At 70.4% G+C, this 9,168-nt stretch carries 2 protein-coding genes and 1 pseudogene; all 3 read left to right on the top strand.

Annotated features, from left to right (window positions below; all coding sequences use genetic code 11):
- Positions 1-1,173, top strand: a 1,173-nt coding sequence (locus tag ACYC1Z_RS12540) for an NADP-dependent isocitrate dehydrogenase (protein WP_461409862.1), incomplete at its 5' end; no start/stop codon positions are given.
- A 217-nt stretch (positions 1,174-1,390) separates the two neighbouring features.
- A complete protein-coding gene (locus ACYC1Z_RS12535) occupies positions 1,391-2,377 on the top strand; it encodes a malate dehydrogenase (RefSeq protein ID WP_461409861.1) in 987 nt (328 codons plus the stop codon).
- A gap of 473 nt (positions 2,378-2,850) precedes the next feature.
- Positions 2,851-9,038 (top strand): annotated as a pseudogene (locus tag ACYC1Z_RS12530) (alpha-1,6-glucosidase domain-containing protein).
- Positions 9,039-9,168 lie beyond the last annotated feature (130 nt).

Raw genomic sequence — 9,168 nt, 5'->3', positions numbered from 1 at the left:
GACGAGATGACCCGGATCATCTGGCAGTTCATCAAGGACCGTCTGATTCATCCCTACCTGGATGTCGACCTGCGGTACTTCGACCTGTCCATCCAGAACCGCGACGCGACGGACGACCAGATCACCATCGACGCCGCGAACGCGATCAAGGAGCACCACGTCGGCGTCAAGTGCGCCACGATCACGCCCGACGAGGCGCGCGTGGAGGAGTTCGGCCTCAAGAAGATGTGGGTCTCGCCCAACGGCACGATCCGCAACGTCCTGGGCGGCGTCGTCTTCCGCGAGCCGATCATCATCTCCAACATCCCGCGCCTGGTCCCGGGCTGGACCAAGCCGATCGTCATCGGCCGTCACGCCCACGGCGACCAGTACAAGGCCACCAACTTCAAGGTGCCCGGCGCCGGCCGGCTCACCATCACCTTCACGCCCGAGGACGGCTCCGCGCCGATCGAGCACGTCGTCGCCAACTACGGCTCCGACGGCGGCGTCGCGATGGGCATGTACAACTTCAACAAGTCCATCGAGGACTTCGCCCACGCGACCTTCGCCTACGGCCTCCAGCGCCACTACCCGGTGTACCTCTCCACGAAGAACACCATCCTCAAGGCCTACGACGGCGCCTTCAAGGACATCTTCCAGGACGTCTTCGAGCGCGAGTACAAGGCCAAGTACGACGCCGCGGGCCTGACCTACGAGCACCGCCTCATCGACGACATGGTCGCCTCCTCCATGAAGTGGGAGGGCGGGTACCTCTGGGCGTGCAAGAACTACGACGGCGACGTCCAGTCCGACACCGTCGCGCAGGGCTTCGGCTCGCTCGGCCTCATGACCTCCGTGCTCATGACGCCGGACGGCCAGACCGTCGAGGCCGAGGCCGCGCACGGCACCGTCACGCGCCACTACCGCCAGCACCAGGCCGGTAAGCCGACGTCGACCAACCCGATCGCCTCGATCTTTGCGTGGACCGGCGGGCTCAAGCACCGCGGCAAGATCGACGGCACCCCCGAGGTCACCGGCTTCGCCGAGACGCTCGAGGACGTCATCATCAAGTCCGTCGAGTCCGGGAAGATGACGAAGGACCTCGCGCTGCTGATCGGACCGGACCAGGAGTACCAGAGCACCGAGGAGTTCCTCGCCACGCTCGACGAGAACCTCGCCGCCCGCCTCGGCTGAGGCACCCGGGGCCCGCCCATGGGCGGGCCCCGGCACTGCACCGCCCTCCGCGCCAACCGGCGCCACCACCCCCGCACCACTCGGCGCTACCACATCCGCACTACCATCCGGCAGGGACCGTCCCGCATCGGCGGCCCTGGTCGGTCCCCGCATCACCCGGACGGCAACGTCCGGTTTCGTGCCGCACACCGGCAGGTACGACGACGAAGGAGTTCAGATGAGTGTCACCCCCGTGAACGTGACCGTGACCGGCGCCGCCGGCCAGATCGGCTACGCACTGCTGTTCCGCATCGCGTCCGGCCAGCTGCTCGGCCCGGACACACCGGTGAAGTTGCGGCTGCTGGAGATCCCGCAGGGCGTCAAGGCCGCCGAGGGCACCGCGATGGAGCTCGAGGACTGTGCCTTCCCGCTGCTCGCCGGTATCGACATCTTCGACGACGTCAAGCAGGGCTTCGACGGCGCGAACGTCGGCCTGCTCGTCGGTGCCCGCCCGCGCGGCGCCGGCATGGAGCGCGGCGACCTGCTCGAGGCCAACGGCGGCATCTTCGGCCCGCAGGGCGAGGCCATCAACGCCGGCGCGGCGGACGACGTCCGCATCCTCGTGGTCGGCAACCCCGCCAACACCAACGCGCTCATCGCCCAGCGCCATGCCCCCGACGTCCCGGCCGAGCGGTTCACTGCGATGACGCGCCTGGACCACAACCGCGCGCTGAGCCAGCTCGCCACCAAGACGGCCACGCCGGTCGCCGAGATCAAGAACCTCACCATCTGGGGCAACCACTCGGCCACCCAGTACCCGGACATCTTCCATGCCACCGTGGCCGGCGTGGCCGCCCCGAAGCTCGTGGACCGGAACTGGCTGGAGAGCGACTTCATCCCCACCGTCGCCAAGCGCGGCGCGGCCATCATCGACGCCCGCGGCGCCTCCTCGGCGGCGTCCGCCGCCAACGCAGCGATCGACCACGTCCACACCTGGGTGCACGGGACACCGGCGGACACCTGGACCTCGGCCGCCGTCGTCTCCGACGGTTCCTACGGCGTGCCCGAGGGCCTCATCTCCTCCTTCCCCGTCACTTCGAAGGGCGGGAAGTGGGAGATCGTCCAGGATCTGGACATCAACGAGTTCTCCCGAGAGAAGATCGAAGCCTCGGTCGCCGAGCTCGTCGAGGAGCGGGAGACCGTCGCCAAACTCGGCCTCATCTGAGCACCGCCCCACCTGAGTTCTGTCCCATCTGAGCACGGCCCCACCTGAGTTCTGCCCCATCTGAGCACGGCCCCACCTGAGTTCTGCCCCTCCAGGCGTGGCAGCGACAGCCCGGACGCTCCCGTGAGCGTCCGGGCTTCGTCGTGCGCCCGCGCCCCCGGATGCCGCCCCCCAGGCGGATGCCCACCGGACGCCCCCCGGATGCCGCCCCCCCCCGGATGCCGAACAGGTCCTAAAGTGCCGTTTCTTGCTGAATTCGACACTTTAGGACCTGTTCGGCGATGAAGGGGGACGGCGATGAGGGGGCGGCGATGAGGGGGCGGCGATGAGGGGGGAGGCACCAGAGCCGCGCGAGTGCCCGCCGAAGGTACTCCGATCGGGGCTGTGTAACCCTTGCTGCAACGTTGCAGGGCCGCTAGTCTCGGCGCCAGAGCTGCGCATCGAGGCGCAGCCGACGAGGGGGACGATTCGCCATGCCTTCCGACCGCAGCAACCCGCGTTCTCGAACTCCTCGTTCCCGAACCCCGCGTTTCCGAACCCCTCGTGCTCGAACCCCTCGGTCCCTGGCTTCTCGGACCCGGACCGCCCGCGGCGTCGCCGCGCTGAGTGCCGGCGCACTCACGATCGCGGGCCTTGCCGCCGTGCCGCTCACGCTGGCGCCGGCCGCATCGGCCGCGACGGACCGCCAGGTCGTCCTCACCGGATCCTTGCAGTCCGAGCTCGGTTGCGCGGCCGACTGGGACACCGCATGCGCCGCCACCGCCCTCACGAGCACCGGCGAGGAGGACCGCTACGCCCTCGAGGTCGAGGTTCCCGCCGGCACCTGGGAGTACAAATTCGCCCTGGACGGCACGTGGGACGAGGCTCACCCGGCCGACAACGTCCCGCTCCGCCTCACCGCTCCCGCCGCACTCCGTTTCACCTTCGACGACGCCACCGACCGCTTCAGCGTCGAGGCGCTCACCATCGCCGGTGACTACACCGAGGCCGACGACGCCCTCGTCGCCGAGCCCGTGCGCACCCCCGGGTCAGGGGAGAGCTTCTACTTCGTCCTGACCGACCGCTTCGCCAACGGCGACCCGGCCAACGACTCCGCCGGGCTGGGGGACGACCGGCTCGTCTCCGGTTTCGACCCCACCGACAAGGGCTTCTACCAGGGTGGCGACCTGGCCGGGCTGCGCCAGAACCTCGACTACATCGAGGGTCTGGGCACCACGGCGATCTGGTTGACGCCGTCGTTCAAGAACAACCCGGTCCAGGGCAGCGGGGCGGACGCCTCCGCCGGGTACCACGGCTACTGGATCACGGACTTCACCACCATCGACCCCCACCTGGGCACCAACGACGACCTCGAGGCCCTCGTCGCGGACGCCCATGCCCGGGGCATCAAGGTCTACTTCGACATCATCACCAACCACACGGCCGACCTCATCGATTACGCCGAGGGCACCTACGACTACGTCGACCAGGCCACCGTGCCCTACACCGACGCCGCCGGGAACGTCTTCGACCCCGCCGACCACGCGGGATCGGTGACGTTCCCCGAGCTCGATCCGGCCACGTCCTTCCCGTACACGCCGGTGCGCGACGCCGCCAAGCCGGCGATGGTCCCGGACTGGCTCAACGACGTCACGGCGTACCACAACCGCGGAAACCTCGGCTCGCCCCCCGAGTCGGTCACCTACGGCGACTTCGCTGGCCTGGATGACCTCATGACGGAGGACCCGCGCGTCGTCGACGGGATGATCGAGATCTACACCGCCTGGATGGACCTCGGTATCGACGGCTTCCGCATCGACACCGCCAAGCACGTGAACGTCGAGTTCTGGGAGGAGTGGACGGCCGCGGTCGCCGACCACGCCGCCACCGTCAACCCGGACTTCTTCACCTTCGGCGAGGTCTTCGACGCCGACGCCCGGGCGACCGCACCCTACGTGCGCGACACCGAGATGTCCTCCGTGCTCGACTTCGCCTACCAGTCGGGCGCACTGAACTACGCCAAGGGCTTCACCGCACGAGGTCTCGCCGGCCTGTTCGCCTCGGACGACTACTACACGACGGCGCACTCGAGCGCGGACGCGCTACCCACCTTCCTCGGCAACCACGACATGGGTCGCGTCGGCTATCTGCTGCAGGGCGCCGGCTCCGAGCTGGAGCGCTCCACGCTCGCGCACTCCCTCATGTACCTGACCCGTGGCCAGCCGGTCGTCTACTACGGCGACGAGCAGGGGTACGTGGGCCTGGGCAACGACAAGTCCGCCCGCCAGCCACTCTTCGCGTCCGAGACGCAGGAGTACATCGACCAGCCCTTGTTGGACGGCTCGATGTTCGGTACCGGCGAGCACATGAGCACCACCGCGCCGCTCTACTCCCACATCGCCGAGCTCGCGGCCCTGCGTGACGCCCACCCGGCGCTGGACCGTGGCGCCCAGATCGAACTGCACGCCACCGACGGTCCCGGCGTCTACGCGTTCGCCCGCGTCGAGCGCACCGAGCAGATCGAGCACCTCGTCGCGGTCAACAACGCGACGACGGCGCAGACGGTCACCTTCACCACCCTGACGCCGGACGCCACCTATGCCCCGCTGTACGGCACCGACACGTCGGTGACGGCCGACGGCGACGCGCAGGTCACGGTGACCGTCCCGCCCCTCGGCGCGGTGGTCCTGCGGGCCGGCACCGGCGTCGGTGCTCCCGCCGTCACGACGCCGATCACGCTCACCCCCGAGCCCGGTGCCGCCATCGAGGGCCTGGCCCCGATCGGCGCCGTCGTCGCGGACAACACCTGGTCGGAGACGACGTTCTCGTTCCGGCCGGTCGGTGAGGCGGGGTGGACCACGCTCGGTACCGCGGAGGACGACACCCCGCGCGTCTTCCACGACGTCACCGATCTCCCGGCCGGCTCCCTGGTGGAGTACCGGGCCGTGACCGTCGACGCCGCTGGGCATCGCACCGCCGCGTCCACTGTCGGCTCCGTGGGCGTGGACGTCTCCGGCGCGGCTGCCCCGGGCCCCGGGCCGGGGGGCGACCTCGTCACGGTGCCCGGCTCCCACAACGGCGCGATGGGCTGCAGTGGCGACTGGCAGCCCGACTGCGCGGCCGCCGCGCTCACCCTGGACGCGCAGTCCGGCATCTACATCGGCACGTTCGACCTGCCCGCGGGAAGCTACGAGTACAAGGTCGCCGTCGGCGGCAGCTGGGACATCAACTACGGCGCCGGGGGAGTCCCCGGCGGTGACAACGTCGCCTACGACCACCCGGGTGGTCCGATCACGTTCTTCTACGACCCGGTCACGCACGATTTCACCAACACCTCCCAGGGCCCGATCATCACCCTCCCCGGCTCGTTCCAGAACGAGATCGGCTGCGCCGGGGACTGGGACCCCGCCTGCATGGCCTCCTGGATGCTCGATCCCGACCGGGACGGCGTGTTCACCTGGAGCACCGACCGGCTCGCGGGGACCTACGAGGTCAAGGTCGCCCACAACCGCAGCTGGGCGGAGAACTACGGCGTGGGCGGCGTACGCGACGGAGCCAACTACTCCTTCGCCGCGACCGCCGGCAAGACGGTCCTCTTCAGTTACGACATCGTCACCCATCTCCTCACCATCGAGGTGACCGAGCCACCGTTGGCCGGCCTCGATGAGCACCGCGCTCACTGGCTCGATACGACGACCCTGGCATGGCCCACCGACATCCTCGGCGGCGCCGATCCCGCCACGCTCAGCTGGACGCTCCACTACGCCCCGGACGGCGGGCTCGAGCTCGCCGGGGGCACGGTCACCGGCGGCACCGAGGTGCCGCTGACCTACCAGCCGGGCGGGCTCCCCGCCCCGCTGCGCGAGGCGTACCCGCACCTGGCCGGTTACGTCGCGCTCGCCGTCGAGAACCTCGACCGAGCCACCGTCGAGGAGATCCTCACCGGTGAGATCGGCGTCCGCCAGGCCACCCAGGACGGCACTGCCACCGCCTACACGGGCGTCCAGATCCCCGGGGTGCTCGACGACCTCTACGCCGACGCCGCCGCCGACCGCGTCCTCGGCGCCACCTGGACCGGCGGGGCGCCGTCGCTCGCCCTGTGGGCGCCGACCGCTGAGGACGTCGACCTTCTCCTGCACCCCGACGGCTTCGGCGACGAGGCGCCCGAGACGATCGACATGACCCGCGACGCGGACGGCGCCTGGACCGTCGACGGCGAGCCCGCCTGGGCCGGCCGTGCCTACCGGTATGAGATCGACGTGTACGTCCCGGCCACCGACACGGTGGAGACCAACGTCGTCACCGACCCGTACTCCGTGGGCCTGACGCTGAACTCCACCCGATCTGTGCTCATCGACCTCGACGACCCGGCCTGGGCGCCGCAGCCGTGGACCGTCACCCCCGCACCGGTGATCGAGGACGACGTCGACCGCACCATCTACGAGCTGCACGTGCGCGACTTCTCCATCGCGGACGAGACGGTGCCGGCGGAGTTGCGCGGCACCTACGGGGCCTTCGCGCTCGAGGGCACTGCGGGGATGAACCACCTGCGTGAGCTCGCGGACGCCGGTCTGAACACGGTGCACCTGTTGCCGACGTTCGACATCGCCACCATCGAGGAGGACCGGGCCGTCCAGGCGGTCCCGGAAATCCCCGACGCAGCCCCCGACTCACCCGAGCAGCAAGCGGCCGTCATGGCGGTCGCCGACGAGGACGGCTTCAACTGGGGCTACGACCCCTTCCACTTCTCCACCCCGGAGGGCTCCTACGCCGCCAACCCGCACGGCGGGGAGCGCGTGAGCGACTTCCGCTCGATGGTCGGCGGCCTGCACGGCGCCGGGCTCCAGGTGGTGCTGGACGAGGTCTTCAACCACACCGCCGCGTCCGGGCAGGCCGAGCGCTCCGTGCTCGACCAGGTGGTGCCCGGTTACTACCACCGGCTGAACGCCACGGGACAGGTGGTCGTGGGCGAGTTCGAAATCAGCGCGGACCGGCCAGTTACTACCACCGGCTGAACGCCACGGGACAGGTGGAGACCTCCACCTGTTGCCAGAACGTGGCCACCGAGCACCAGATGGCGGAGAAGCTCATGGTCGACTCCGTGGTCACGTGGGCCCGGGACTACCGCGTGGACGGCTTCCGCTTCGACCTCATGGGCCACCACAGCCGCGAAAACATGCTCGCCGTCCGCGCTGCCCTCGACGCCCTCACCCCGGCGGCGGACGGCGTCGACGGGTCCGCCTTGTACCTCTACGGCGAGGGCTGGGACTTCGGCGAGGTGGCCGGCAACGCCCGGTTCACCCAGGCGAAGCAGGGCCAGCTCGGCGGCACCGGCATCGGCACCTTCTCCGACCGGCTGCGCGACGCCGTCCGCGGCGGCGGCCCCTTCGACGAGGACCAGCGCGTCAACCAGGGCTTCGGCTCGGGCCTGTTCACCGACCCGAACGACGTCGCCGCCGGCACCCCCGAGGAGCAGGCCGCCCGCCTCGCCCACCAGAGCGACCTGGTCCGCCTGGGCCTGGCGGGGAACCTGCGTGACTACTCCTTCCTCACCAGCGCCGGCGCCGTCCAGCGCGGCGCGGAGCTCGACTACAACGGCCAGCCCGCCGGATACGCGGACAGCCCGGAGGAGATCATCACCTACGTCGACGCGCACGACAACGAGACCCTCTTCGACAACCTCACCCTCAAGCTGCCGGTCGACACGCCGATGGCGGACCGGGTCCGGATGAACACCCTGTCGCTGGCCACCACCGCGCTCGCGCAGACGCCGAGCTTCTGGCACGCCGGGGCGGATCTGCTGCGCAGCAAGTCCCTGGACCGCAACAGTTACAACTCCGGGGACCACTTCAACCTCCTCGACCTGACGCGGCAGACGAACAACTTCGGCGTCGGCCTCCCGCCGGAACCGGACAACGGCGCCAAGTGGCCGGTCATGGCGCCGCTGCTGGCCGACCCCGCGCTCGCGCCCGCCCCGGCCGACGTCGACGCGGCGCACGCCCAGGCGCTCGACCTGCTGCGCCTGCGCAGCTCCACCGAACTGTTCCGGCTCGGCTCCGCCGACGCCATCACCGAGAAGGTCACGTTCCCGGGCTCGGGTCCGGACGCAACCCCGGGCGTCATCGTCATGAGCGTCGACGACCTGGCGGGGGAGGACGTCGACCCGGCGCTCGACGGCGTCCTCGCCGTCTTCAACGCCTCACCCGACCCGGTCACCGAGACGGTCACGGCGCTCGCGGGCCGGGAGTACGCGCTCTCGCCCGTCCAGGCGAACGGGGCCGACGACGTCGTGCGCGCGACGACGTGGGACGCTGCCACCGGCACGGTCACCGTGCCCGCACGGACCGTCGCGGTGCTGGTCGAGGCGCACGTGGTCGAGGACACCCGGGCGACGCCGTCGATCCGCACGACGGCCGTCGGCATCCCTACCCCGTGGGGCACGCCGACCCTCGTCGGCGCCACGCTGACCTCGACGTCGGCCCCCACCGGCGCGGTGCGGATACTCGACGACGGGCAGCAGGTGGGGACGGCGACGCTGGTCCGGCTGGGCAGTCGCACCAGCGTCGCGGCCCGGCTGCTGTGGCTGACCGGGCGGGGGCCGCACACGCTCACGGTCGTCTACGAGGGCGACGCCGACAACCGGGGGGTGACCTCCAGGGAGATGACGGTGCGGGTGCGCTGAACCACCCCCGACGCCCCCCCGGAACGCCCACCCCCGGACGCCGACCCCGGAACGCCCACCCCGGAACGCCCCCCCCGGAACGCCCACCCCGGAACGCCCACCCCCGGACGTCGAACAGGTCCTAAAGTGC

This window comes from Georgenia sp., assembly GCF_054605595.1.
This window is presented reverse-complemented; position numbering and strand designations above follow the sequence as displayed.